The organism is Flavivirga aquatica (assembly GCF_001747085.1).
Taxonomy (GTDB): Bacteria; Bacteroidota; Bacteroidia; order Flavobacteriales; family Flavobacteriaceae; genus Algibacter_C; species Algibacter_C aquatica.
Window position 1 is genome coordinate 291,711 of the sequence record NZ_MDJD01000043.1, and the last position, 25,714, is coordinate 317,424.

The 25,714-nt window shown below is 32.0% G+C and carries 23 protein-coding genes and 1 riboswitch; of the genes, 19 read left to right on the forward strand and 4 right to left on the reverse strand.

Annotated elements, in window-relative coordinates; translation table 11 throughout:
- Positions 1 to 154: 154 nt before the first annotated feature.
- The gene (locus A8C32_RS10785; protein WP_069830425.1) at positions 155 to 1,330 is read left to right on the forward strand and encodes a trans-sulfuration enzyme family protein; all 1,176 of its coding nucleotides are present in this window, start codon (positions 155 to 157) and stop codon (positions 1,328 to 1,330) included.
- The gene (locus tag A8C32_RS10790; RefSeq protein ID WP_069830426.1) at positions 1,327 to 2,121 is read left to right on the forward strand and encodes a PhzF family phenazine biosynthesis protein; all 795 of its coding nucleotides are present in this window, start codon (positions 1,327 to 1,329) and stop codon (positions 2,119 to 2,121) included. The genes A8C32_RS10785 and A8C32_RS10790 overlap by 4 nt, the downstream gene beginning before the upstream one ends.
- A 111-nt stretch (positions 2,122 to 2,232) precedes the next feature.
- On the opposite strand, the gene A8C32_RS10795 is transcribed toward A8C32_RS10790, so the two are convergent.
- From A8C32_RS10795 to A8C32_RS10810, 4 genes are all read right to left on the reverse strand, one after another.
- Positions 2,233 to 3,036 (reverse strand): T9SS type A sorting domain-containing protein, encoded by an 804-nt coding sequence (locus A8C32_RS10795; RefSeq protein ID WP_069830427.1) that lies wholly within the window; start codon positions 3,034 to 3,036, stop codon positions 2,233 to 2,235.
- A 242-nt stretch (positions 3,037 to 3,278) separates the two neighbouring features.
- Complete coding sequence (locus A8C32_RS10800; protein ID WP_069830428.1) at positions 3,279 to 4,442, reverse strand: glycoside hydrolase family 88/105 protein; 1,164 nt, start codon at positions 4,440 to 4,442, stop codon at positions 3,279 to 3,281.
- Between the two features lie 20 nt (positions 4,443 to 4,462).
- Positions 4,463 to 6,322 (reverse strand): heparinase II/III domain-containing protein, encoded by a 1,860-nt coding sequence (locus A8C32_RS10805; protein ID WP_069830429.1) that lies wholly within the window; start codon positions 6,320 to 6,322, stop codon positions 4,463 to 4,465.
- 228 nt (positions 6,323 to 6,550) lie between these two features.
- Positions 6,551 to 7,891 (reverse strand): family 43 glycosylhydrolase, encoded by a 1,341-nt coding sequence (locus A8C32_RS10810; protein WP_069830430.1) that lies wholly within the window; start codon positions 7,889 to 7,891, stop codon positions 6,551 to 6,553.
- Positions 7,892 to 8,624: 733 nt separating this feature from the next.
- Here A8C32_RS10810 and A8C32_RS10815 point away from each other — a divergent pair.
- The 17 genes from A8C32_RS10815 (at position 8,625) to A8C32_RS10895 (ending at position 25,693) form a co-directional block, all read left to right on the forward strand.
- The gene (locus A8C32_RS10815) at positions 8,625 to 9,038 is read left to right on the forward strand and encodes an RrF2 family transcriptional regulator (RefSeq protein WP_069830431.1); all 414 of its coding nucleotides are present in this window, start codon (positions 8,625 to 8,627) and stop codon (positions 9,036 to 9,038) included.
- Between the two features lie 181 nt (positions 9,039 to 9,219).
- Positions 9,220 to 9,465: a DUF2061 domain-containing protein gene (locus A8C32_RS10820; RefSeq protein ID WP_432416493.1), complete on the forward strand. Its 246-nt coding sequence runs from the start codon at positions 9,220 to 9,222 to the stop codon at positions 9,463 to 9,465.
- A complete protein-coding gene (locus A8C32_RS10825) occupies positions 9,465 to 10,085 on the forward strand; it encodes a phosphoadenosine phosphosulfate reductase domain-containing protein (protein ID WP_069830433.1) in 621 nt (206 codons plus the stop codon). The genes A8C32_RS10820 and A8C32_RS10825 overlap by 1 nt, the downstream gene beginning before the upstream one ends.
- Positions 10,086 to 10,150: 65 nt before the next feature.
- The gene (gene cysD / locus A8C32_RS10830) at positions 10,151 to 11,056 is read left to right on the forward strand and encodes a sulfate adenylyltransferase subunit CysD (RefSeq protein WP_069830434.1); all 906 of its coding nucleotides are present in this window, start codon (positions 10,151 to 10,153) and stop codon (positions 11,054 to 11,056) included.
- Positions 11,057 to 11,153: 97 nt separating this feature from the next.
- A complete protein-coding gene (locus tag A8C32_RS10835) occupies positions 11,154 to 12,401 on the forward strand; it encodes a sulfate adenylyltransferase subunit 1 (protein ID WP_069830435.1) in 1,248 nt (415 codons plus the stop codon).
- 11 nt (positions 12,402 to 12,412) lie between these two features.
- Entirely contained in the window at positions 12,413 to 14,518 is a 2,106-nt protein-coding gene (locus A8C32_RS10840; RefSeq protein ID WP_069830436.1) for a HEPN domain-containing protein, read from the forward strand.
- Positions 14,519 to 14,527: 9 nt separating this feature from the next.
- On the forward strand, positions 14,528 to 15,292 hold the full coding sequence (cobA, locus tag A8C32_RS10845) for a uroporphyrinogen-III C-methyltransferase (protein ID WP_069830437.1): 765 nt from the start codon (positions 14,528 to 14,530) through the stop codon (positions 15,290 to 15,292).
- 3 nt (positions 15,293 to 15,295) lie between these two features.
- Positions 15,296 to 15,886: a precorrin-2 dehydrogenase/sirohydrochlorin ferrochelatase family protein gene (locus A8C32_RS10850; RefSeq protein WP_069830438.1), complete on the forward strand. Its 591-nt coding sequence runs from the start codon at positions 15,296 to 15,298 to the stop codon at positions 15,884 to 15,886.
- Positions 15,879 to 16,931 carry an NAD(P)/FAD-dependent oxidoreductase gene (locus A8C32_RS10855; RefSeq protein ID WP_069830439.1) on the forward strand — a complete coding sequence of 351 codons (1,053 nt, stop codon included), beginning with the start codon at positions 15,879 to 15,881 and terminating at the stop codon, positions 16,929 to 16,931. Before A8C32_RS10850 ends, A8C32_RS10855 begins: the two co-directional genes overlap by 8 nt.
- 155 nt (positions 16,932 to 17,086) lie before the next feature.
- Complete coding sequence (gene epsC, locus A8C32_RS10860; protein ID WP_069830440.1) at positions 17,087 to 17,827, forward strand: serine O-acetyltransferase EpsC; 741 nt, start codon at positions 17,087 to 17,089, stop codon at positions 17,825 to 17,827.
- Positions 17,814 to 18,704 (forward strand): cysteine synthase CysM, encoded by an 891-nt coding sequence (gene cysM, locus A8C32_RS10865; RefSeq protein WP_069830441.1) that lies wholly within the window; start codon positions 17,814 to 17,816, stop codon positions 18,702 to 18,704. The genes epsC and cysM overlap by 14 nt, the downstream gene beginning before the upstream one ends.
- Before the next feature lie 136 nt (positions 18,705 to 18,840).
- Positions 18,841 to 18,974: riboswitch (SAM riboswitch) on the forward strand.
- A gap of 50 nt (positions 18,975 to 19,024) precedes the next feature.
- The gene (locus A8C32_RS10870) at positions 19,025 to 20,020 is read left to right on the forward strand and encodes a homocysteine S-methyltransferase family protein (protein WP_069830442.1); all 996 of its coding nucleotides are present in this window, start codon (positions 19,025 to 19,027) and stop codon (positions 20,018 to 20,020) included.
- A 40-nt stretch (positions 20,021 to 20,060) separates the two neighbouring features.
- Positions 20,061 to 20,429 carry a four helix bundle protein gene (locus A8C32_RS10875; protein WP_069830443.1) on the forward strand — a complete coding sequence of 123 codons (369 nt, stop codon included), beginning with the start codon at positions 20,061 to 20,063 and terminating at the stop codon, positions 20,427 to 20,429.
- Positions 20,422 to 20,637 (forward strand): antibiotic biosynthesis monooxygenase family protein, encoded by a 216-nt coding sequence (locus A8C32_RS10880; protein ID WP_240491732.1) that lies wholly within the window; start codon positions 20,422 to 20,424, stop codon positions 20,635 to 20,637. Before A8C32_RS10875 ends, A8C32_RS10880 begins: the two co-directional genes overlap by 8 nt.
- A gap of 110 nt (positions 20,638 to 20,747) precedes the next feature.
- Positions 20,748 to 23,420 (forward strand): methionine synthase, encoded by a 2,673-nt coding sequence (gene metH, locus A8C32_RS10885; protein ID WP_083253322.1) that lies wholly within the window; start codon positions 20,748 to 20,750, stop codon positions 23,418 to 23,420.
- A gap of 191 nt (positions 23,421 to 23,611) precedes the next feature.
- Positions 23,612 to 24,568 carry a methylenetetrahydrofolate reductase [NAD(P)H] gene (metF, locus tag A8C32_RS10890; RefSeq protein WP_069830444.1) on the forward strand — a complete coding sequence of 319 codons (957 nt, stop codon included), beginning with the start codon at positions 23,612 to 23,614 and terminating at the stop codon, positions 24,566 to 24,568.
- A 24-nt stretch (positions 24,569 to 24,592) separates the two neighbouring features.
- Entirely contained in the window at positions 24,593 to 25,693 is a 1,101-nt protein-coding gene (locus A8C32_RS10895) for an acyloxyacyl hydrolase (RefSeq protein WP_069830445.1), read from the forward strand.
- Positions 25,694 to 25,714: the final 21 nt, after the last annotated feature.

The window sequence follows — 25,714 nt, forward strand, 5'->3', positions numbered from 1 at the left end:
AAGACTATATTATAGACAATAAATATTTCGTTTTTAGAAGAGGAATACGACCTAAGAAATCTTTTAAATAGATTAATAATTTAAACAAATTGTTAAATCTTAAAAAAAGATCTTTATAATAATGTTTTTTATAGTCTTAAAAAAATAAAAGATAATGAGCAAAAAACAATTTGAAACAGAAGCCATTCGTACGCAATCTGAGACTACACAGTTTTCAGAACATTCTGTACCCTTATATTTAACATCAGGTTTTGTGTTTGATGATGCTGAAGAGATGAGAGCTTCTTTTGCTGAAGAAAAACAAAGGGATTTATATAGTCGTTATAGTAATCCTAATGTTAATGAGTTTGTAAATAAAGTGTGCTTAATGGAAGGTGCAGAAGCCGGTTTTGCTTTTGCTAGTGGTATGGCTGCGGTGTTTTCAACATTTGCAACCTTGCTAGATGCAGGAGATCATGTGGTATCTTGTAGCTCTGTATTTGGCGCAACTCATGGTTTGTTTACCAAATATTTTCCAAAATGGAATATTGAATGTTCTTATTTTAATATAAATGATGTTGAAAGTATTGAAGGTTTAATTCAACCAAACACTAAATTTATTTATGCAGAAACACCAACTAATCCTGGAGTTGATGTATTAGATTTAGAATATTTAAGTGCTATTTGTAAAAAACATGATTTATTGTTGGTTGTAGATAATTGCTTCGCAACACCATATTTACAAAACCCAATTAAACATGGAGCAGATTTAGTTATTCATTCTGCTACGAAATTAATGGATGGACAAGGACGTGTTTTAGGAGGGGTTACAGTTGGTAGTAAGGAATTAATTAGAGAAATTTATTTATTTTCAAGACTTACTGGTCCTGCAATGAGTTCTTTTAATGCTTGGGTGTTATCAAAATCTTTAGAAACTTTGGCTGTTAGAGTAGAAAAGCATTGCGAGAATGCTTTGAAATTGGCAAGTTATTTAGAAGCGCATTCAAAAGTGAAATGGGTAAAATATCCTTTTCTTAAATCACATCCAAAATATGATATTGCAAAAAAACAGATGAGATTGGGAGGGAATATTGTTGCTTTTGAAGTTGAAGGAGGAATACAAGGCGGTCGTGCGTTTTTTGATGCCATTAAAATGTGTTCGCTATCTGCTAATTTGGGAGATACAAGAACTATAGTAACCCATCCAGCAAGTACAACACATGCTAAAGTTGAAGCAGAAGTGAAGTTAGCGGCTGGTATTACAGATGGTATGGTGCGATGTTCTGTTGGTTTAGAACATGTAGATGATATTATTGCAGATTTAGAACAAGCATTGAATAGTTTATCATGAGGATTTTTACAGTAGATGCATTTACAGATATTCCATTTAAAGGAAATCCTGCAGGAGTTTGTGTTTTAGAACATAAACTCACAGATAAGGAGTATATAGATATTGCTCAAGAAATAAACTTGGCAGAAACAGCTTTTGTTTATTTAGAAAATGATGTTTATCAATTAAGATGGTTTACGCCAACAGTAGAAGTAGATCTTTGTGGGCATGCGACGCTTGCAACTGCAAAAATTTTATTTGAAAAGTATGTTATAAAAACTGATACTATTGAGTTTGCTACTAAGAGTGGTATATTAACGGTAAGTCGAGTTGGAGATAGATTAGAAATGAATTTTCCTGTGGGTAAATTATCTGCTTTTGAAGGAGATGATGAGCTTTTAGAGGCATTTTTAAAAGAAAAACCTTTAACTATTAATACAGATAAAGATTGGTGTGTTATTGAATTGAGTAATGAAGCGTCAATTGTAAATTTTAAGCCAGATTTAAATTTATTATTATCGCACGCTAAAAAATCGTTTGTAATCACAGCAAAATCTTTAAACGATCAGTATGATTTTATTTCAAGATTTTTTGGTCCTGCAATAGGAATTGATGAAGATCCTGTAACAGGTTCGGCACATTGTTATTTAGCTAATTATTGGAGTGAAAAATTAGCTAAAAATACATTGGTAGGTTATCAGGCATCTAAAAGAGGGGGTGTTGTTGAGTGCGAACTTATTGAAAATGATAGAGTTTTGCTAAGAGGTAATTGTGTTATCATGTCTGAATTATTAGTGGAGTGGGATAAATAGTTTATCTAAAAAATAAAAAAAGAAGTCATGTTTTCACAAAACATGACTTCTTTGTATTTATAAACTATTATTAATTTGTTTTAAATAAATACAAATCAGTGAAATAATAGATTAATTTTTCACAAAACGCTTTGTTGATATTTTGTTTCCTTGAAAAATCTTAGCAATATAAATACCTCTACTTAGGCTACTAACATTTAAGAAATCACTATCAATTTTAGTTAAAGCTTTTTGTCCTAAAATATTGTAAATCTCAATTTTAGAAACTGCAGTAGGTACTTTTATTGTTAATTCATCTCGTACCGGGTTAGGTAAAACACTTACAGAAGCATCATCTTTAGTAACATCGTTTAAAGATAATGTGAATGGGGTACCTGAAAAACTAATTTCATCAATTAGAATAGGGTCTGCTCCTATAGATGTGTCAGTTCCATTTTTGAATTGAAATTGTAGATTTGTAACTGTACCCGTCCATTCATTAGGAGGTGTTGTTGTTATGGCAGCAGAAATGTCATTAACGATGTAAGTTTTGAAATCAGTGTCATTAGATGAGATGTCGGCAATTGTGATCCAGTTATTTTGACCACCTCCAGGGTTTTCTGGGCTGGCTACTCTTAATCTAAGCATTTCTGCACCACCCGTATTTTTTAGAACTATTTTTAAGTTGTTTATAATGCTAGCGTCAATACTTACCATTCTATCTAATCTTGGGAATTGCATATTGCCAGAAGGAGTAGCGTTTAAAACACCATCAGTCCCAGTTTCAGCTGCTTGAGCTATGTTAACTTGAGCTCCACCTGTCCAGCTTTCTACATCTGCTGTAAAAGTATATGATGGTTGAGCTATTAATTGATTTGAAGAAAAAGCTATAATAGCTAATAATGATAATAGAATTTTGTGTAATGTTTTTTTCATAATTTAATTTATTTAAAGTTATTTATCGTGTCTAATTTAAGTATTTAAACTGATAAATAGTCATTTTTTTAACAAATTAAAGGATAATTTGATTACAAATAAGTTATTATTTTATCAATATATATAAAATATTTACAAAATTATAAATAATAATGAAAATTCTTTCAAGTAAAAATTGATGATTTAAGTTGTATTGAGTAAATGTATGTTACTGCTGGATTTAATAAATACATTTCGAAAAATCACTTATTTTTATTAGGATAATATTTAATTAGGTACTTGTACATTTCAGAACTGGCTGCTAAAAAAGCACCGCTGCCGTAAACCTCAGTGTAATCTTTATAGCTGTCGCCAGGGGCAGCGCCAACAGGTTGTACATAACCTAACATGCCTTCTTTATTAACACATTTGCTAAGTCTTTCCCATGCTTTAAACAAAACAGGTTCGTAGCTTGTTTTATCCAAAATACCATTTGAAATACCCCATGCAATCCCGTAGATAAAAAATGAAGTACCACTAGTTTCTATATTCGGATAGTCTTTCTCATCACCTAATAAGCCTCCAGACCAAGTGCCGTCTTCTCTTTGGATATGTTTTAAGGTGTTAGCAATGTTTTTAAATAAATGAATATAAAAAGATTTGCCTTCCCAATTTTGAGGTAATTCTGGAATGATTAAAGCAAGGCCTCCAAATACCCAACCATTACCACGAGACCAAAATATGTGTTTTCCATTTTTTTCTGTTTTATCAAAATATGATTTATCTCTAAAGAATAGTTGGGCTTCTTTGTCCCATAGTTTGTTGTAAGTTTTATGGTATTGTCTGTCCATGAATTCTAAATACTTACTATTTTTAGTTATGTTAGCAAGTCTAGCCCATACAGGAGGAGACATGAATAAAGCGTCAGACCAATGCCATAAGAATTTTTGACCTTTTTCGCTATTTATTATGGAGTCAAAACGATTTTGTGTAGGATGTATCATGGTTTCGTTTTTTGAATCTTTGTAAAGGTTCAGGTAAAACTGTCCAACAGCATGATCATCTGCATGGTAAACTCTTTTAAATAATTTCCAATCATTTCTATTACCAATATCTAAAAGCCATTTCGTGTATTTTTTATCATCAGAAATTTTACTAAACTCGTACATTCCAGTATATAGTGTTGCGGTAGTCCAATCAAGATCATGATACCTGTTTCTGTGATGCCATTTTTTTCTTTTTTCAAGAGGAGGTAAAGCTCGATATTTACCCATGTCTTCGAAAGTTTCGATTTGCCAATTTGCTACTTTTTCAGCTATAGCTTTTATATCTTTAGCTAGAGGAGTATGAGGGATTTTATTTGCTGCACAATTATAAAATAGAGAAATGAGTATTAAGCTTAAAAGTGTGAATTTACTTTTTATCATTTGTGATTATTTGTATTTAGCTATAATTCTGAAAGACGAATTTTTAGAGTTGTATTTCCTGTTTTTATTTTTTCAGCAGGAATTTGTATTTCAATTCGCTTTAATCCCTTTATTTGACTGTCTAATTCTAATGGAGCTGGATATAGAGAAATAATAGTGACAGGAAAATCTGGATGCGATAAATTTTCTAATTTTAATTTTTTTCCATTTTTAGAAAGTATAGCGCCAGTCTTGTTTATAGAAATATTAGCAGTGGTTATCATTTGCCAAGTTATAGTTTTAGTTTTTTCAGAAGTTTCTAGGGTGTCTTCAATTAATAATGAACTTGGACTATCTTTAATAAAACTACGGATAGTTTTTTTTATGTTTTCACCATACATAGAAGTGAGATCAAAACTAACTTTAGGTTGGTCGTTTTCTTTAAAGTCTATTAAAGGAGCAAACGCATTACTTTTAAATTTTTCATTATTTATGGTAATTGTACTATGACCATAATTGTTTTTTGAGAGTAATTTCCAGCGGTCAGCATTTTGACCATTAGACCATAGGTTAAAGCCTGTTTTTTCAATTTTGTGGTAATCTTGCTGTGCGATGTCTAATGACCAGCGTACGCCATTTAAATCGAAAACAAACGAGCCAGCATCCATGTTCCCATGGCTAAGTCCTGCTTTTCCACCTTTACATCCTAAAAAGTATTTGTGTTTATCTGTTTTTCTTGATTTAAATATAGCAATAGGGTTAACACCATCTCCTTTCCAAACTGTTGGGATTTCAATATTAGATTTTTCTTTGTAGGCACTTATCCATGACATGGCAATGCCTGAAAACCTGGAAAGCTTATCCATATCTTTTAAGGGTAGTAAAAAGCGTTCTCTTTCAAAGAAATTATCAATTCCAGATTTCATAGCAAACCAAGCTAAAATAATATCACCATTTTTATTTCTTGTAGGTCGGCAATCAAAATAATTATATATTAAGTCTGAATGTGAATTAGATAGGGATCTAAATAAAGCACTCTCTTTAAAACCAGGCGTATCATAATGTCCAAAATCTGTACAAAAAGCACTCTTGAACATCTCAATAGTTGTTACAGAATAACTTGTAGCATATTGCCAATAAGTAGATCCTTCTGGATATGCGCCGTCTGGAGCATAGGCTTTTAGACCATTAGGTAAACCATCTAAGGCGCGATGTATTGTTTTTGCTGCTAATTCAGGATCATCGTCTGCAATAGCAATAGCTGCTGCAATTAGTCCGCCTTGACAGACTTGATTCCAATTGGTGTGGATTTTAGATATTCCCCATGTTTTTTTATTTTTTAACCAAGTAATTTTTAATGCCTTTTCAATTAATGCTTTTTTTGTTAATGTTATGGTGGATTTAGGAAGATTACCTTGAGTCCAATCTAGCGCTAAAGCAACACCTAAAGCCATTTCTCCTACATCTAGAAAATGTTTTGCATTCCAATTAGTAAAATTACAGACAGCTACTAATTCATTATTAATCCTTTGTAAGGCTTTTTCGTCTTCTTCCATTAGATAAATAAAGCCCAGTATATTAATGCGGTATAATAGTTCTCTTGAAACATCTAACATTCTACGTCCTATAATTTCTCTTTTAAGAGTAGGTTGAGTGTATATATTATTAGCATTTAATTTGATTGCAGTGTACAGATTTTGTAAAACGGGATCTTTTTTTAGTTTAGATTTAACCTTTTTTACAATTTTTTTTGTGTAGACTAGCCTAGGTAATGATTTTTTAATGTTTTTTTGTAGATATTCTGTAGTAATAGGGTTTTTTAAGGGAGATATATCATTTTGCGCTTTAGTAAAACATATGCTTAAAAATATTGTAATTATTAAGAGGAGTTTTTGCTTCATTTTATTACTAATAAATAATAGCTTAGTTTGAATATTTCAATAATTCTAAATAATTTTTAAACTAAGTGTGTTTTATAAAAAGTAAATAACGTATGTTAAGATGTGAATTATGTATTTATGAATTTATTTGTTGTCTTTTTTAGTAAATATTCAGTGTTTACAGGTGATTTCGCTATTTTTGTTTATTTTATTTGTTATGAAATTAAGAATATTTTAGCAAGCATTTTTTTATTCTAATTTTATCCAATTTAAATTCGCAATTTTGTCGACATTCCATTCAGATTTAAAGACAATAATAATATCATGAATTCCTGTTGTTTTTTCTAGTAGATTAGTCTCTATGGTTTTCCATGTATTCCACCCTCCAGTATATTCCACCGGAAACTCAGCTATTTTTTGCCCTTTCAATTTGTCAATATAAATTTCAAAGCTAGCAATTCGCTGTCCACATGCTATACGCGCTTTAATTTTTGTTGCTTCACCTTTTCCAAAATTAACACGATTAAAACGTACAGATGATTTCATTTTGGTATTACTCACCATCCAACCAGTAGGTTCATTTCCTCCTACAAAGTCTACTTTAGCGTTAACTATGTCGCTATGCCTATCCATATGTATGGTGTCTCCAATTATTGCTGTACCTATGCCTCTTAATGTTGGTTTTACTTTTTTGATTGTTCCATCTTTCATGAACGTTACATAATCGGCGCGTATAGAACGTAATTTGTTGTAGCCACTAATATCCCACCAGTGATAAAATAAAATCCAATCACCTTTATAATTAACTATGGAATGATGATTGGTGCCATTACTAATATTGTCCATTATTTTGCCTCTATATGTAAATGGACCCTTAGGATTGTCGCTAGTTGCATAGCCTATGGTGTAACCTTCTTGAGGGAATACATGAGCAAATGTGAAATAGTAAATACCGTCTTTTTTAAATGTAAAAGAACCTTCTTTGTAGCCAGAAGGAAGACCTTGGATTTTTATAGGTTTTGAGGCTATTTCTTTCATATTGTCTTTTAATTGACTAACAAATAAATCTTGTCCACCACCAAAGTATAGGTAGGTTTTATTATCATCATCTATAAATAATCCTGGATCTATGCCGCTAATACCTTTAATATAATTTTTCTCCCATTTAAAAGGACCTGTTGGGCTTTTAGAAACGCCTACGCCTATTCTTCTAAAAGAAGATTCATCTTTGGGCGGAGCAGGATAGTAGTAATAATACATGTTTTCTTTTTTTATGCAATCTGGAGCCCACATACCATAGGTGTTTTTCTTTCCCCAGGGCACTTCATTTTGGTCTAAAATAGGTCCGTGATCTTTTAAAGTGATGCCTTCTTCCAAAGAAAAAATATGATAATCGGGCATACAAAATCGAGGTGCTTTTACATTTTTAGGAGGAACAATATCATGAGAAGGATATATGTATAATTTTCCATCAAAAACACGTGCAGTGGGATCTGCAGTAAACATATGTGTTACTAATGGATTTTGAGCTAATAAAGTTTTTGTGCTAATAAGGAGTAATAAAAGTAAAAGTAATTTTTGTCTTAACATTTTAATAGTTTATTAAAGGGTGATAATTTTAAAGGTTTAAAATTACATGTTTTACTACTTATGATAGAGCAGATATTGATTTTAGTCTATAACATATGTGTTATAATTAAAAATACGATTGTCGAATGTTTAGAAATAATTATTTAGTTAATTTATCTTTTAGTTTGTTTTGAGGAGTAAGTTTTGAGAGTTAATTGCTTGCGAGGTATTAAAAGAATATTTATATCATTTAGCTTACTTATAATGCTAAGAAATCGCAAGATTGGTATAATAGTCAGTCGTACGGATTGATTGTATATTGCTTTACTCAGTTTACAAAATCCCAAACCAAACGAGAAAAAACAACGCCCAAAAGATAGAAGTATTCTATAAATTGTACCAACGATAAAAATTACTAAAGCTCTTAATACTATTTCATCATTTAGTTTTTGTAGATTCATTTTAGGTTTAAGTTTTCTAACAATGGAATAGTTTAGTATAATATATGTTGATTTACTAAAGCTAAAGGCTTTTTAATAAGCTTAAAATTATTTATAGAAACATACTGTTTGCGGTTTAGGTGTTGGTATGAACTAAAAGAGTTGGATTAAATAAGGTCTTTATTTAACAAAAAAAGTATTTATTTTAGAAAAGTACCATAAATTATACATTTTACCAAGACTATAAAACGACAATAACCAAAATTCACATTAAAAGAATTTAAAGAATTCGCTAAAAAAAGTATCTTAGCGCCATGCTATCTAAAAAAACAAAATACGGATTAAAAGCCCTCACTTATATTGCTAGAAGTGAAGGAGACTCACCAGTACAAGTAGGCGAGATAGCAAAAAGTGAACAAATTCCACAAAAATTTTTAGAAAGTATTCTTCTTACATTAAGAAAATCTGGTATTCTTGGATCTAAAAAAGGAAAACATGGTGGTTATTATCTCCGTGAAGCACCTTCAGAAATTAAGATGACAGATGTTATGCGTGTTCTTGAGGGGCCAATTGCTATGGTGCCATGTGTGAGTTTAAACTATTATGAAAAGTGTGAAGACTGTCCAGATGAGCATAAATGTAGTGTACATAAACTCATGATAGAGGTACGTGATAAAACTCTAAGTGTATTCAAAAACACCACCTTAGCTGATTTATCGGGTTCTTAGTAAGTGAAGATTTCTTAAAAAGAAGTATATTTCTCTATTTATTTTCTTCTGTTTACCTTTAAAATAATTTATTATTCTAAAAAATGGATTATTAACATTGTTATGTGAAAAAAAGTTTTACTTTTGTAATTCCTATTAAATTGATAGGATTAATATAATATAACGACAAATGATTAGTCAAATGTTATTAAAGAGCAAAGAAAAATCGACTTATAAAGAGGATAGCGTAAACGAAAAACCTTTAAGGAGTATCGTGAAATCGTTAAGTTGGAGAACTATAGGGACATTAGATACTATTTTAATTTCATGGTTAATAACAGGGGAATTAACCTTAGCATTTTCAATAGGATCTGTAGAATTAGTAACAAAAATGGTGTTATACTTTTTTCATGAAAGAGTTTGGAATTCAATAAAATGGGGAAAATAATGATAGATCAAAATAAAATAGACGAATTAAATCAACAATATAAAGAAGCATCACCTGCTGAAATTATAAAAAAGGCTTTTGATCTTAATAATGAAGCCGTAGTAACTACTAATTTTAGACCCTATGAAGCAGCTATTTTACATGCTGTTAGTGTAATAGAATCTAAAATACCAGTAGTATGGTGTGATACAGGGTATAATACACCGCAAACATACAAGCATGCAGAACAAGTTATTAAAGATTTAGATTTGAATGTGTCTTTGTATGTGCCAAAACAAACATCATCTCATAGAGATGTAGTTATGGGTATTCCTAGTATAGATGCTCCAGAGCACGCTTTGTTTACAGAACAGGTAAAGTTAGAACCATTTAAAAGAGCGATGGAGGAGCATAAGCCAAAAGTGTGGTTTACTAACCTACGTCAAGGGCAAACAGCATTTAGAAATAGTATTGGGATTTTTAGCGTTAGTAAAGATGGCGTTTTAAAAGTAAGTCCATTCTATTATTGGTCTGATGAAAAATTAGATACATATTTAGAAGAAAATAACTTACCTAATGAGTTTAAATATTTCGACCCAACAAAAGCTTTAGAAAATAGAGAGTGTGGATTACACGCTTAAATGAAATAGTTAAAAATAAAAAGAAAATCATTTGTGTGTTTATAGCGGATGATAAAAATAAGATTATGAGCAAAGATACATCACATATAAATTCGCTAGAAAACGAGGCTATATATATCATGAGAGAAGTAGCAGCACAATTTGAAAAACCTGTATTGTTATTCTCTGGAGGAAAAGATTCTATTACTTTGGTAAGATTAGCTGTTAAGGCATTTTACCCAGCAAAAGTACCTTTTCCTTTAATGCATATAGATACAGGGCATAATTTTCCAGAAACTATTGAATTTAGAGATCGTTTGGTAAAAGAATTAGGCTTAGAGTTGATAGTTAGAAATGTACAAGATTCTATAGACGAAGGAAAAGTAAAAGAAGAGTCTGGGCGTTACGCAAGTAGAAATATGTTGCAAACAACCACACTTTTAGATGCTATCGAAGAATTTAAATTTGATGCTTGTATAGGTGGTGCACGTCGTGATGAAGAAAAAGCAAGAGCGAAAGAACGTATTTTTTCTGTACGTGACGATTTTGGTCAATGGGATGAGAAAAACCAACGTCCAGAATTATTCGATATGTTAAATGGAGATATTGAGCATGGACAAAATGTTCGTGTATTCCCAATTTCTAACTGGACAGAATTAGATGTTTGGTCTTATATAGAAAGAGAGAATATTGAAATTCCATCAATATATTTTGCTCATAAACGTAAAGTGTTTTTAAGAGATGGTATGATATGGTCTGCAGAAGATGGTATTGTATATAGAGATGATAATGAAGAAGTATTAGAAAAAATGGTTCGTTTTAGAACGGTAGGAGATATGAGTTGTACAGCAGCAGTATTATCAGATGCTGTATCTATTTCTAAAGTTGTAGAAGAAATTAGAGATTCTACTATTTCAGAACGTGGCGCACGTATAGATGATAAACGTTCTGAGGCAGCGATGGAGAAACGTAAACAACAAGGGTATTTTTAGAAATACAATGTTATCATTTCCGTGAGTACGGAAATCTTTTAAAACGAATACAAATTAGGCTTGAAGCAGATAGAAGAAAGCCAACATTACAATAAAAATGGAAGTATTAAAAATAGCAACCGCAGGAAGTGTAGATGATGGAAAAAGTACGTTAATAGGAAGAATTCTATACGATACAAAATCATTAACTACAGATAAGTTAGAAGCTATCGAAAAAACCAGTAAACAAAGAGGATACGATTATTTAGATTTCTCTTTAGCAACAGATGGTTTAGTGGCAGAAAGAGAACAAGGTATCACCATTGATGTGGCTCACATATATTTTTCAACAAAAAAGAAAAGTTACATTATAGCAGATACTCCAGGTCACGTAGAATATACACGTAACATGGTTACAGGAGCCTCGACATCTCAAGCATCAATTATTTTAATAGATGCAAGAAAAGGGGTTATAGAGCAAACTAATCGTCATTTCTTTATCAATAATTTACTAAGAATTAAAGATGTTGTTGTAGCGGTTAATAAAATGGACTTAGTTGATTATTCAGAAGATGTTTATAATAAAATTAAAGCAGATTTTGAATCGCTAATGAGTAAAAGAGATTATCAAGATCAAAAAATCACATTCATTCCAGTAAGTGCCTTAAAAGGTGATAATGTAGTGAATAAGTCAGATAAAATGTCTTGGTATAAAGGAGAAGCTTTATTAGAACATTTAGAGCAATTAGATAAATCTGATATATTCAATGTAGGAACACCACGTTTTCCAGTACAGTATGTAATCCGCCCAAAAACCGAAGATTTTCATGATTTTAGAGGCTATGCAGGTAAAGTATATGGAGGTAATTTAAGTGTTGGAGACGATATAGTGGTATTACCATCACAAACTAAGTCAAAGATTAAAGAAATTTATTTCTATGACGAGAAATACGAAACCGCATCAAGACGCTCATCGGTAACAATCACCTTAGAAAATGATATCAATGTAAGTCGAGGAGATATGATTGTTAAAGCAGATGATTTGCCAACTATAGATAAGCAATTTACAGCTAATGTATGTTGGATGGATGCTAGCCAATTAACAACAGGAGGAAAATATGTAGTACAACATGGAGTTAATAAAGTTTTAGCAAAAGTTGCAACTATTAATCATAAAATAAATCCAGATTATTCAGGAATTGAAAAAGATGTTACAGGATTAGGAGTGAATGATATTGCTTCGGTAACATTTAAATTAAATAAGCCAATTTTTTACGATCAATTTAAAGATCATAGAACAAATGGATCATTTATTTTAATAGACCCACAATCAAACAATACCGTTGGAGCTGGCTTCATTCAATAAATAAAAAGGACATGCAAAGTTTTAGAACAGAAATAGAAAATCCGATTGTAGAAAAGGATATCATAGAATTAGCAAATAAAATAGAGCTATTTCATAATGGTAAAATTGATGAAGAAAAATTTAGAAGTCTTCGTTTAGCTCGTGGTGTTTATGGTCAACGTCAAGAAGGAGTTCAAATGATTCGAATTAAAATACCTTATGGTAAATTAATGAGTAATCAATTGCGTAGAATTTCTGAAGTGTCTGATGAATATTCAAGAGGACGTTTACATATTACTACCCGTCAAGATATTCAAATTCACTATGTAGATTTAGATAGAACACCAGAACTATGGTCTGAACTAGAGAAGGATGATGTAACATTGCGTGAAGCTTGTGGTAATGTAGTAAGAAATGTAACAGCTTCTGAAACAGCAGGAATAGATGTAAACGAACCTTTCGATGTATCTCCCTATGCAGATGCTTTGTATAAATTCTTTTTACGTAACCCAATTTGTCAGGAAATGGGGCGTAAATTTAAAGTCTCTTTTTCGTCTACAGATGAAGATACAGGATTGTCATACTTACATGATATAGGGTATATCGCAAAAACAGAAAATGGTGTTCGTGGTTTTAAAGTATTAGTAGCTGGAGGATTAGGTTCTCAACCACGTCATGCAGAAGTGTTGTATGATTTTGTTGAAACCGATAAAATTATTCCAATAATGGAAGGCGTTTTAAGAGTTTTCGATCGTTATGGTGAGCGTAAGAGTAGAGCCAAAGCAAGAATGAAATTCTTATTAAAAGATATAGGATTAGAGGCTTTTAAAGAATTAATAGCTCAAGAGCAAAAAGCAATTGAGTTTAAAAGTGTTGTTATTGATGCAGATGCTTATGTCGCTTCAAAGCCAGTTGAAGTTGAGGTGCCAGAAGTAACTATAAAAGATCAAAAAGCATTCGAGTTGTGGAAATCGACAAACCTTATTCCTCAAAAGCAAGAAGGCTATGTTGCTATAGGTGTAAAAGTACTTTTAGGAGATTTTTATACAGATAAAGCACGTTTGTTAGCAGATTTAGTAGATAATTATGCAGCAGGAGAAGTACGTTTAACATTACGTCAAAATATAGTTATTCCTTTTGTTAAGAGTGAATTGGTGCCATTATTTTATACAGAATTAGAAAAATTAGGATTTGTAGAAGCTGGTTATAATAAAGCAGTCGATATTACAGCATGTCCAGGAACAGATACCTGTAATTTAGGTATAGCAAGTAGTACTGGTATAGCAGAAGAATTAGAACGTGTTATCACGGCAGAATACCCACAGTATTTAAAAAATGAAGATCTTGTTATTAAGATTAGCGGTTGTATGAATGCTTGTGGACAACACAATATGGCAAATATAGGTTTTCAAGGGATGACCGTAAGAACACCAGATAAATTAGTAGCACCAGCATTACAAGTGTTATTAGGAGGAGGAAATTTAGGAGATGGAAACGGCGCTTTTGCAGATAAAGTAGTAAAAGTACCAAGTAAAAGAGGACCAGAAGCTTTAAGACGTATTTTAAATGATTTTGAAGCCAATGCAAACGGAAAACAATTTGTTGAATATTATAAGGAAAAAGGAGAAAAGTATTTCTATGATTTCTTAAACGATTTACAAGATGTTACTAATTTAACTCAAGAAGATTTTATCGATTGGGGTGAAGAAGAAAAATATGTAAAAGAGATAGGTATTGGTGAATGTGCAGGTGTTGTAATCGATTTAATTGCAACATTATTTTTAGAAAGTGAAGAAAAAATAGAAAATGCTAAAATATCTTTTGATGATAAAGTATATTCAAGTGCAATCTATTACGCTTATACATCTTTGGTGAATTCAGCGAAAGCGCTATTGTTAGCCGAAAACAAAAAAACAAACACACATGCTGGAATTATAAGTCAGTTTGATGAGCTATTTGTTTCTAGTGGAAAAATAGATTTAGGGGTTACTTTCTCTGATTTGATTTATCAAATTAATAAATTTGCACCAACTCAGGATTTTGCATCAAAATATATTGAAAATGCAAATGAGTTTTTACAAAAAGTAAGAACGTATAGAGAAACACAAACCAACGTGCTAGATAAAAAAGCCGTTTAATACTAAGCAATGAGTTTAAAAATCCCAAAATTAACAGTAGTAGGAGCAGGACCAGGAGATGAAGATTTAATCACATTAAAAGCGATTAAAGCGATTGAGTCTGCAGATGTTATACTTTATGATGCGCTTATAAATGAAGCCTTATTAAAGTATGCTTCAAAAGAAGCCGAAATTGTTTTTGTGGGTAAGCGTAAAGGCTGTTATGCTTTTCAGCAAGAGCAAATTAATGAACTTATAGTTGCAAAGGCCAAAGAAAAAGGACATGTAGTACGTTTAAAAGGTGGAGACCCTTTTATTTTTGGAAGAGGCGCAGAAGAGATTGATTATGTGCGACCATTTGGTTTAGAAACCTATATGGTTCCAGGTATATCTTCATCAATAGCAGTTCCAGCATATCAAGGTATTCCGTTAACAAAGCGTGGTGCATCAGAAAGTTTTTGGGTCATTACTGGAACTACTAAAAAACATCAATTATCTGGAGATGTAGCTTTAGCTGCTAAGTCCACAGCGACTGTTGTTATTTTGATGGGAATGAGTAAATTGGGTGAAATAGTTCGTGTTTTTTCAAAAGAAAATAAACAAGATATGCCTATAGGAATTATTCAGAATGGAACTAGAGATAATGAAAATGTAGGTATAGGAACTATAAGTACAATTGAGAAGATAGTTGAAGAGAAAAAATTAACAAATCCTGCAATTATTGTAATTGGTGATGTTGTTAAAGAACGTGCCGTTTTAAACTCAATAAATAAAGAAGTAATTACTAAAGAATAGGTTATGGAGAGAAATAACTTGTATCCTATTTTTTTAAAAACAAAAAGTATTAATGTGCTTATAGTAGGAGGCGGTTTTGTTGCCGAAGAAAAGTTGACTTTTTTATTAAAGTCTAGTCCAGATGCGCACGTTACTATGGTGTCTCCAATGTTTAGGGCGGGTACTATAGAATTAGCGAAGAAGGGCGATGTAACTTTAGTAACAGATAGATACAATAAACGTTATTTAAAAGGAAAGCATATTGTAGTTGCTACGACAGATGTTCCAGATGTAAATGTAAAGGTTTACAAACATTGTAAAAAGCGTAGTATTTTAGTGAATGTAGCCGATAATCCTCCATACTGTGATTTTTATATGGGAGGTATTGTAACAAAAGGCAATGTTAAAGTTGCGATTTCAACAAATGGAAAATCGCCAACTACAGCCAAACGTTTGCGCCAATTTTTTGAAGATGTTATTCCAGAAAATGTAGACGATTTGGTTAATAATTTAAATGAATATAGAAAAACTATAAAAGGTGATTTTGAACAAAAAGTGGAAACGCTAAACAAGTTCACTAAGGGATTAATTGAAAAAAAAGATCATAATGATTAAAACAGACATACTTATAATTGGCGCGGGACCAACTGGATTATTTACTGTATTTGAAGCAGGATTATTAAAGCTTAAATGTCATTTAATTGACGCATTACCACAACCAGGTGGACAATGTTCAGAAATATATCCTAAAAAGCCTATTTATGATATTCCTGGTTTTCCAGAAATATTAGCAGGCGATTTAACTAGAAACCTAGTAGAACAAGGAAAACAATTTGAACCAGGTTTTACATTAGGTGAACGTGCTGAAACTATAGAGAAACAAGAAGATGGTTCTTTTATTGTAACAACAAATAAAGGAACAAAACACCATGCTCCTGTAGTTGCAATTGCAGGAGGATTAGGATCTTTCGAACCTAGAAAACCTGCAATTGAAGGAATTGCTGATTATGAGGACAAAGGGGTTGAGTATATTATTAAAGATCCAGAGTTCTACAGAGATAAAAAAGTGGTGATTTCTGGAGGTGGAGATTCTGCTTTAGACTGGAGTATCTTTTTAGCAGATGTAGCTTCAGACGTTACTTTAATTCATAGAAGAAATGAGTTTAGAGGCGCATTAGATTCTGTAGAAAAAGTTGGAGAATTAAGAGAACAAGGGAAAATTAAATTAATTACACCAGCAGAGGTTAAGGAATTACATGGAGATGGAAAAATTGAAGCCGTTACTGTAGTTAAAGACGGTGAAGCTACAAAAATTGAAACTGATCACTTTATTCCATTATTTGGTTTATCTCCTAAACTAGGACCTATAGGAAACTGGGGGTTAGATATTGAGAAGAATGCTATTAAAGTAGATAACTCTTTAAATTATCAAACTAATATACCAGGTATTTTTGCTATTGGAGATGTAAACACATACCCAGAGAAATTAAAATTAATTCTTTGTGGTTTCCACGAAGCCACATTAATGTGTCAGGCAGCTTATAGAATTATTAATCCAGGTAAAAAGTATGTTTTAAAATATACAACAGTAAGTGGGATTGATGGTTTTGACGGTACACGTAAAGAAGCGCCTAAAGCAGTTGTTCAAGCTATTAAATAAGTATAATTTATATAAATAGATTAAGATCCTGCAAGGTTTAAAAAAATTAAACTTTGTGGGATTTAATTTTAGTACAAATATCAATAAAAAGGGATATTAGTTTTATTTTTATAAACTAAAACCTATAAAGAAACCTTACCAAATGAATACAACAAATGAAAAGTTATAATGTTTGTTTAAAAGATACGGTTAAAACGTTTACCAAAAGATTATTTTATTCCTTATTTGATTGTGAGCAAGAGAAAGCTCATGGTGATTATTTAGAAAAAACCTTTTCAAAAATACTTTTAAAACTAGAAATAGAAAATGGAGCGCATATTTGGCAAGAATTTAAATCTAAACTTATAGAAATAAGAAAAACATTAGATTTAGATGCTATAGCTTTCGAAAATAACGATCCAGCATCGCATAGTTTAGAAGAAATTTATATGGCATATCCTGGATTTCATGCTATTTCTATTTATAGATTAAGTCATGCGCTTTATAAATTGAATGTGCATATTTTACCAAGAATGATGAGTGAATATATTCATGGAATCACAGGAATAGATATTCATCCAGGAGCAACTATCGATGAATCGTTTTATATAGACCATGGTACAGGAATTGTAATTGGCGAAACGTCAATTATTGGTAAAAATGTAAAAATTTATCAAGGTGTTACACTAGGAGGTATACAAGTTTCTAAAGATTTGGCTTTAACTAAAAGACATCCAACTATAGAGGAAAATGTAACCATTTATGCTAATGCAACTATTTTAGGTGGAGATATTGTTATTGGAGCAAATAGTATTATAGGAGCTAATGTATGGATAACAGAATCTGTTCCAGAAAATTCATTAGTAACTTATCAAACAGAAATAAAAATTAGACCCAAAAAAAATGGCATACGGTAAAAGTATTTTAGACCAAATAGGAAATACACCTATAGTAGAAGCAAGTCATATTATATCTAAAAAAGGCGTAAGGCTGTTTTTTAAGTTAGAAGGAAATAACCCTGGTGGAAGTGTAAAAGATCGTGCTGCTTTTAATATGATTAATGAAGCGATTAAACGTGGAGATATTAAGAAAGGAGGCACTTTGGTTGAAGCTACTAGTGGAAATACTGGAATTGCTTTAGCTTTTATAGCGCAGTTATTAGGTTTGAATATGGTATTAATAATGCCTGAGAATTCTACTGAAGAGCGTGTTAAAACCATGCGAGCTTATGGTGCGGAGGTTATTTTAACACCTGCAGATATTGGTATTGAAGGATCTCGTGATGTCGCTTTTAAATTGAGAGATGAAAAAGGCTATGTGCTTTTGAATCAATTTGAAAATGACGATAATTGGAAAGCGCATTACAAAACTACAGGTCCAGAGATTTGGAGAGATACAGAAGGTGAAGTCACTCATTTTGTATCTGCTATGGGAACCACAGGAACCATTATGGGAACGTCGACATTTTTAAAAGAAAAAAATAAAAATATAACTATAGTTGGTGCGCAACCTGCAGACGGCTCTAGAATACCAGGGATTAGAAAATGGTCTCCAGATTATGTGCCTAAATTTTTTGATCGTTCGAAAGTAGATCAGGTTATCGATGTATCAGATGTAGAAGCAAAAGCTATGACGCAACGTTTAGCAAAAGAAGAAGGTGTTTTTGCAGGGATGAGTAGTGGCGGTTCTGTACATTGTGCTGTTAAATTAGCCGAATCTATAGATGAAGGCATTATTGTAGCAATTATTTGTGATAGAGGAGATCGTTATTTATCATCATCTTTATTTGAATAGACCTTTGTAAAAATTAATATTTTAGTGTGAATAAAAGAATATTGTTAGTACTTTTGTTCACTAAAATATTTATTTAAATATTTTGCTGTAGGTGAGATAGAAAAATAAATATTAATTGTTCATTAACGTATTAATAATGTTATCAAGAAAGGTAGAGGGATTAGACCCAATGAAGCCTTGGCAACCCTTTACATGTCCCCGATGCCTATTGGGGCATTAAAGAAGGTGCTACGTTCTACTAGAATCAAAAAGATACTAGAAAGATAACGAAAAGTGTTTTTTACTTTTCTTGATGACATTGTAGATAAAAAAATATCAAAATGTCGAACATACAACAAGCTTTAAAAGAACGAATTTTGGTTTTAGATGGCGCCATGGGAACCATGCTACAAGCCTATAAATTCACCGAAGAAGATTTTAGAGGAGAACGTTTTAAAGATTATCCAACACCATTGCAAGGGAATAATGATTTGTTGTCTATTACCCAGCCAGAGGCTATAAAAACCATTCACGGAAAATACTTTGAAGCTGGAGCAGATATTGTAGAAACCAACACCTTTTCTGGAACTACAATAGCCATGGCAGATTATCAAATGGAAGATTTGGTATATGAGTTAAATTATGAATCGGCTAAAATAGCAAAAGAGGTAGCAGAAGCGTTTACAGCTAAAGAGCCACATAAACCACGTTTTGTAGCAGGATCAATAGGTCCAACAAATCGTACTGCTAGTATGTCTCCAGATGTAAACGATCCAGGATATAGAGCCGTAACCTTCGATGAGTTACGTGTAGCTTATAAACAACAAGTAGAAGCTTTATTAGATGGAGGGGCAGATTTATTGTTGGTAGAAACGGTATTTGATACATTAAACGCAAAAGCCGCTTTGTTTGCTATTGAAGAAGTGAAAGAAGAACGTAATATAGAAGTTCCTGTTATGTTAAGTGGAACGATTACTGATGCCTCAGGAAGAACATTATCTGGGCAAACAGCAGAAGCTTTTTTAATATCGGTATCACATATTCCATTATTATCGGTAGGTTTTAATTGTGCTTTAGGCGCTAATTTATTGCAACCGCATTTAGAAGCAATTGCTGGTAAAACAGATTTTGCAATTTCGGCACATCCTAATGCAGGATTACCAAATGCTTTTGGTGAATATGATGAATCTCCAGAAGAAATGGGAGCACAAATTGAAGAATATTTAAAAAGAGATTTAATAAATATTATTGGCGGTTGTTGTGGTACATCTCCAGAACATATTAGAGTTATTGCAGATTTAGCTGCTAAATATAAGCCGAGAGTGGTTATTAGTTAATGGTTTATAGTTGTTAGTGCTTTATATTAATGGGAGAAATATGAATTATACAGAATTAGATGTTTGGAAACATTCAAGAGAATTAGTGAAGTTAGTTTATACACTAACAAGATCTTTTCCAAGAGAGGAACTGTATAGTTTAACAAATCAATTAAGGAGATGTGTTATTTCTGTTCCGTCTAATATTGCAGAAGGAGTTGGACGTCAATCTAATAAAGAGACAATACATTTTTTGTATATAGCAAAAGGATCTTTACAAGAAGTGGAGACACAATTGTATTTATCTTTTGACTTGGATTATATTGTAGAAGAAGAACTGAAAAATATTTTAGTCAAAGTGATTTCAAATAAAAAATTGTTAAATGGTTTTATTAATTATTATAAGAAATTAAGGGATGAGTATGAGTAAGGCAAATAACAATCAACCAAAACCTAAAAACCAAGAAACTATTCTAGAAGTAGCCATATTAAGCATAAAAAAAGGGCTTTCTAAAGACTTTGAAAGAAGTTTTGAAAAAGCACAAAATATCATTTCGTCAATGAAAGGTTATGTATCTCATGATCTAAAAAAATGTATTGAGCAAGAAGGTAAATATATTTTATTAGTAAATTGGTAAACTATTGAAGATCATGAAGTTGGGTTTATAACATCAGAAGAATATCAACAATGGAAAGCGTTATTACATCATTATTATGAACCTTTTCCAGTAGTAGAACATTATAAATAATGAGTAATCAAAGAAAATACATGCGTTTATCGGGATTAGAACCTCTAATCTTGAATGAAAACAGCAATTTTATAAATGTTGGTGAGCGAACTAATGTAGCAGGGTCACGTAAATTTTTACGTTTAATAAAAGAAGAGAAGTTTGATGAGGCTTTAGCAATTGCACGTCATCAAGTAGATGGTGGTGCACAGATTATAGACATTAATATGGACGATGGTCTTATTGATGGAAAAGAAGCAATGGTTCGTTTCTTAAATTTAATTGCAGCAGAGCCAGATATTTGTCGTGTACCTATTATGATTGATAGCTCTAAATGGGAAATCATAAATGCCGGATTACAAGTTGTACAAGGTAAATGTGTAGTAAATTCTATTTCTTTAAAAGAAGGTGAAGAGAAATTTATCTGGGAAGCTAAGCAAATAAAACGTTACGGTGCAGCGGTTATAGTAATGGCTTTTGATGAGGTTGGGCAAGCCGATAATTATGAAAGACGTATAGAGATAGCAGAACGCTCATATCGTGTTTTAGTTGATAAAGTAGGTTTTCCGTCTGAAGATATTATTTTCGACTTAAATATATTTCCTGTAGCAACAGGAATGGATGAACATAGAAGAAATGCCATTGAATTTATTGAAGCTACACGTTGGGTGCGTGAAAATTTACCCAATGTAAGCGTTAGTGGAGGGGTAAGTAATGTATCGTTTTCATTTAGAGGAAATGATGGGGTTCGTGAAGCGATGCACTCGGTATTTTTATACTACGCTATTCAGGCTGGTATGAATATGGGAATTGTTAATCCAGCTCTTTTAGAAGTGTATGACGATATTCCTAAAGATTTATTAGAGCATGTTGAAGATGTTATTTTAGATAGAAGAGAAGATGCAACAGAACGATTATTAGACTTTGCTGAAACTGTAAAAGGATCTAAAAAAGAAAAAACTCTGGATTTATCTTGGCGAGAAGGTGAACTTCAAGATCGTATAACGCACGCATTAGTAAAAGGTATTGATGTCTATATTATAGAAGATGTAGAGCAAGCAAGGCAAGAAGCAGAAAAACCTATCGAAGTTATAGAAGGTAATTTAATGATAGGGATGAATGTTGTTGGAGACTTATTTGGAGCAGGTAAAATGTTCTTGCCACAGGTAGTAAAATCTGCGCGTGTTATGAAAAAAGCCGTAGGATACCTTAATCCGTTTATTGAAGCTGAAAAAGGAGAAGAACAACAAGCACTAGGTAAAGTATTAATGGCTACAGTAAAAGGAGATGTTCATGATATTGGTAAAAATATAGTGAGTGTTGTTTTAGGCTGTAATAATTATGAGATAGTCGATTTGGGAGTTATGGTACCACCTGAAAAAATTATTGAAGCGGCTAAAAAAGAAAATGTTGATGCGATTGGTTTATCTGGGTTAATTACACCGTCTTTAGATGAAATGGTGTATTTAGCTAAAGAAATGGAGCGTGAAAACATGAATATTCCATTGCTTATTGGTGGAGCAACAACTTCTAAAGCGCATACTGCTGTAAAAATAGATACGCAATATAAAAATGCTGTAGTACATGTAAATGATGCTTCTAGAGCAGTAACAGTTGTTGGAGATTTGTTAAACAAAAAAACATCTAACGAATATGTTGCTAAGCTGAAAAAGGATTATGATGAGTTTCGTGAAAAATTCTTAAAACGAGGAAAAGAAAAATCATATATATCAATAAGTGAAGCACGTAATAGAAAATATAGTATTGACTGGAAAACGACAGAAATAACAAAACCTAGAGAATTAGGAGTTCAAGTATTAAAACAATTAAGTTTAAAGGAGCTATTACCTTTTATAGATTGGAAACCATTCTTTATATCTTGGGATTTACATGGTAAGTTTCCTGAGATTTTATCAGATGAGGTTGTTGGAGAACAGGCTACCGTATTATATGAAGAAGCTCAGGTTATGATTAAGAAAATTGTAGCAAAACAACTATTAAAGCCAAAAGCGGTTTTTGGATTATTTGAAGCTAATACAATTAATGATGATGATATTTCTATTCAGAAAAAAGGAGAAGAAATAGCTGTTTTTAGGACGTTACGACAACAATTAAAGAAACGAGAAGGTGTACCTAATCATGCATTAGCAGATTTTGTAGCTCCAAAGGATTCTGGTTTAACAGATTATATGGGGGCTTTTTGTGTAGGTATTTTTGGAGCGCAAGAATTAGCAGAAAGTTATAGAGCAAAAGAGGATGATTATAATGCTATTATGGCACAGGCTATAGCAGATCGATTTGCTGAGGCTTTTGCCGAATATTTACATAAACAGGTACGTACTAAACATTGGGGGTATGCTGCAAACGAAGATTTAACTAATGAGGATCTTATAAAGGAAACTTATAAGGGGATTCGTCCAGCACCAGGTTATCCGGCATGTCCAGATCATTTAGAAAAAGAAACTATTTGGGACTTGTTAGATGTTGAAAAATTAATAGGTGTTACGCTTACAGAAAGTTTAGCCATGTGGCCAGCTGCAGCGGTATCTGGATATTATTTTGGAAATCCAGAAGCCAAGTATTTTGGCTTAGGAAAAATTACAGATGACCAAGTGACCGACTATTCCGAACGTAAAGGGATTAAAAAAGAAAAGGCTAGAAAGTGGTTGCATCCTAACATTGCGGATCAATAGTGTTTGTTAAACGTTAGGGATTGTAGAGGAAAGCCCACAGCGAGGTATGAGCGAGGACTTGTAACGTAAAGCCCGACCCTTGTGGTAACGCCATAAAAAATAATAATGTAATACTAAAAAAAGGATTCGTAAATTCGAAGCTTCAAGCATAGATATTAATAATAAGATTCCTATATATGTAGGAAATAGAAATGAAAGTAACAGATCACATAAAAAAAGCAAAAGGAAAAACATTATTTTCTTTTGAAGTTATACCTCCAAAAAAAGGGAAAAATATTCAAGATTTATATAATAATATAGATCCGTTAATGGAGTTTAATCCGCCATTTATAGATGTAACCACATCTCGAGAAGAATATGTTTATATTGATAAGGGTAATGGTCTTTTAGATAAAAGAATTACACGTATGCGTCCAGGAACAGTTGGTATTTGTGCTTCAATAATGCATAAATATGGTGTTGATGCTATTCCACATTTATTATGTGGAGGATTTACCAAAGAAGAGACCGAATATGTGTTGGTAGATTGTCATTATTTAGGACTTGATAATGTAATGGCATTACGTGGCGATTCTATGAAAGACGAAGCGTATTTTAAACCAGTAAAAGGAGGGAATGCGTTTGCCAGTGATCTGGTTGAGCAAATAGCCAATTTAAATAAAGGACAGTATTTACATGATGATGTAGATGTAGAGCACAATTCTGATTTTTGTATTGGTGTTGCTGGATATCCTGAAAAACATATGGAGGCTCCATCTTTACAAACTGATTTAAAAAGATTGAAAGAGAAAGTTGATGCTGGTGCAGATTATGTAGTAACTCAAATGTTTTTTGATAATAATAAATATTTTGAGTTTGTAGACAAGGCAAGGGCTATGGGAATTAATATTCCTATTATTCCAGGAATAAAACCTATTGCTGTAAAAAGGCATTTGCAGTTATTACCTCAAGTATTTAAAATAGATTTACCGCAAGATCTTATAGATAATGTGGAGGCTTGTAAGGATAATAAAGCTGTAAGACAAGTAGGAATTGAGTTTGCTATACAACAGTCTAAAGAATTGAAGGCAGCTGGTGTTCCTGTATTACATTATTACTCTATGGGAAAGAGTGATAATGTTAAAGCAATAGCATCGGAATTATTTTAATTGTTTTATGAAGCACCCCAACTAATGAAACGGTTAATTATTTGTGTTTTTTGTTTAGTTTGTAGTCTTTCTTTTTCTCAAGAAAAGACACATACGTCTTATTTTGATATAAACTATTTTAAAGGAAATATTGCGTTGCATAACCCCGATATTCTCCATTTAATAAAAGGGCATCCAAAGGGTATTGTTCTAAGTTGGAATAGAAAAACTTATGGATTTAAAGATTGGGAACAGCGTTATAACTATCCTGATTATGGTGTGTCTTTTATTTATCAAAATTTTAAAAATGATGTTTTAGGAAATAATTATGCGCTTAGTGCACATTATAATTTTTATTTTTTAAAACGAAATTTAATGATGCGTATAGGTCAGGGATTTGCTTATAACACAAATCCTTTTAATAGAGAAAAGAATTTAAAGAATATTGCTTTTGGTTCTAGAATATTAAGTACTAATTCTTTAATGCTAGCTTACAAGAAGGAACGTATTATAGATAAGTTTGGTTTGCAAGCTGGAATTTCTTTAATACATTATTCTAATGCTAGCGTAAAGGCTCCTAATACAAGTACTAATTCCCTAATTTTTAATGTTGGAGTTACTTATAATTTAGAAAAAGAAGAACTAGATTATCAATATACAATTGATAAAAAAGTAGATAAAAATTATGCTGAACCTATTAGGTATAATGCGGTATTTAGAGCAGGAGTTAATGAAAGTGACGTTGTTGGAAGTGGTCAATATCCTTTTTATGTTATTTCTGCGTATGTAGATAAACGTATTAATAGAAAAAGTGCATTTCAATTAGGAGCAGATATTTTCTTTTCTAAATTTTTAGAAGAACTTATTTATTATAAAAGTGTATCATTTCCAGAAGAAAATGTTTCTGGCAATGAAGATTATAAGCGCGTAGGTGTTTTTGCTGGTCACGAGTTATTTATAAATAAAACATCTGTGATAGCTCAATTGGGATATTATGCATACTATCCTTTTGATTTTGAGGGAAGAGTGTATACTAGAGTTGGTTTAAAACGTTATTTTGGTAAAAAATGGTTTGGAGCTTTAACGCTTAAGTCTCATGCAGCTAAAGCAGAGGCAGTTGAGTTAGGTGTTGGTGTTAGGTTATAAAAGGTATTGTTTTGATAAGGC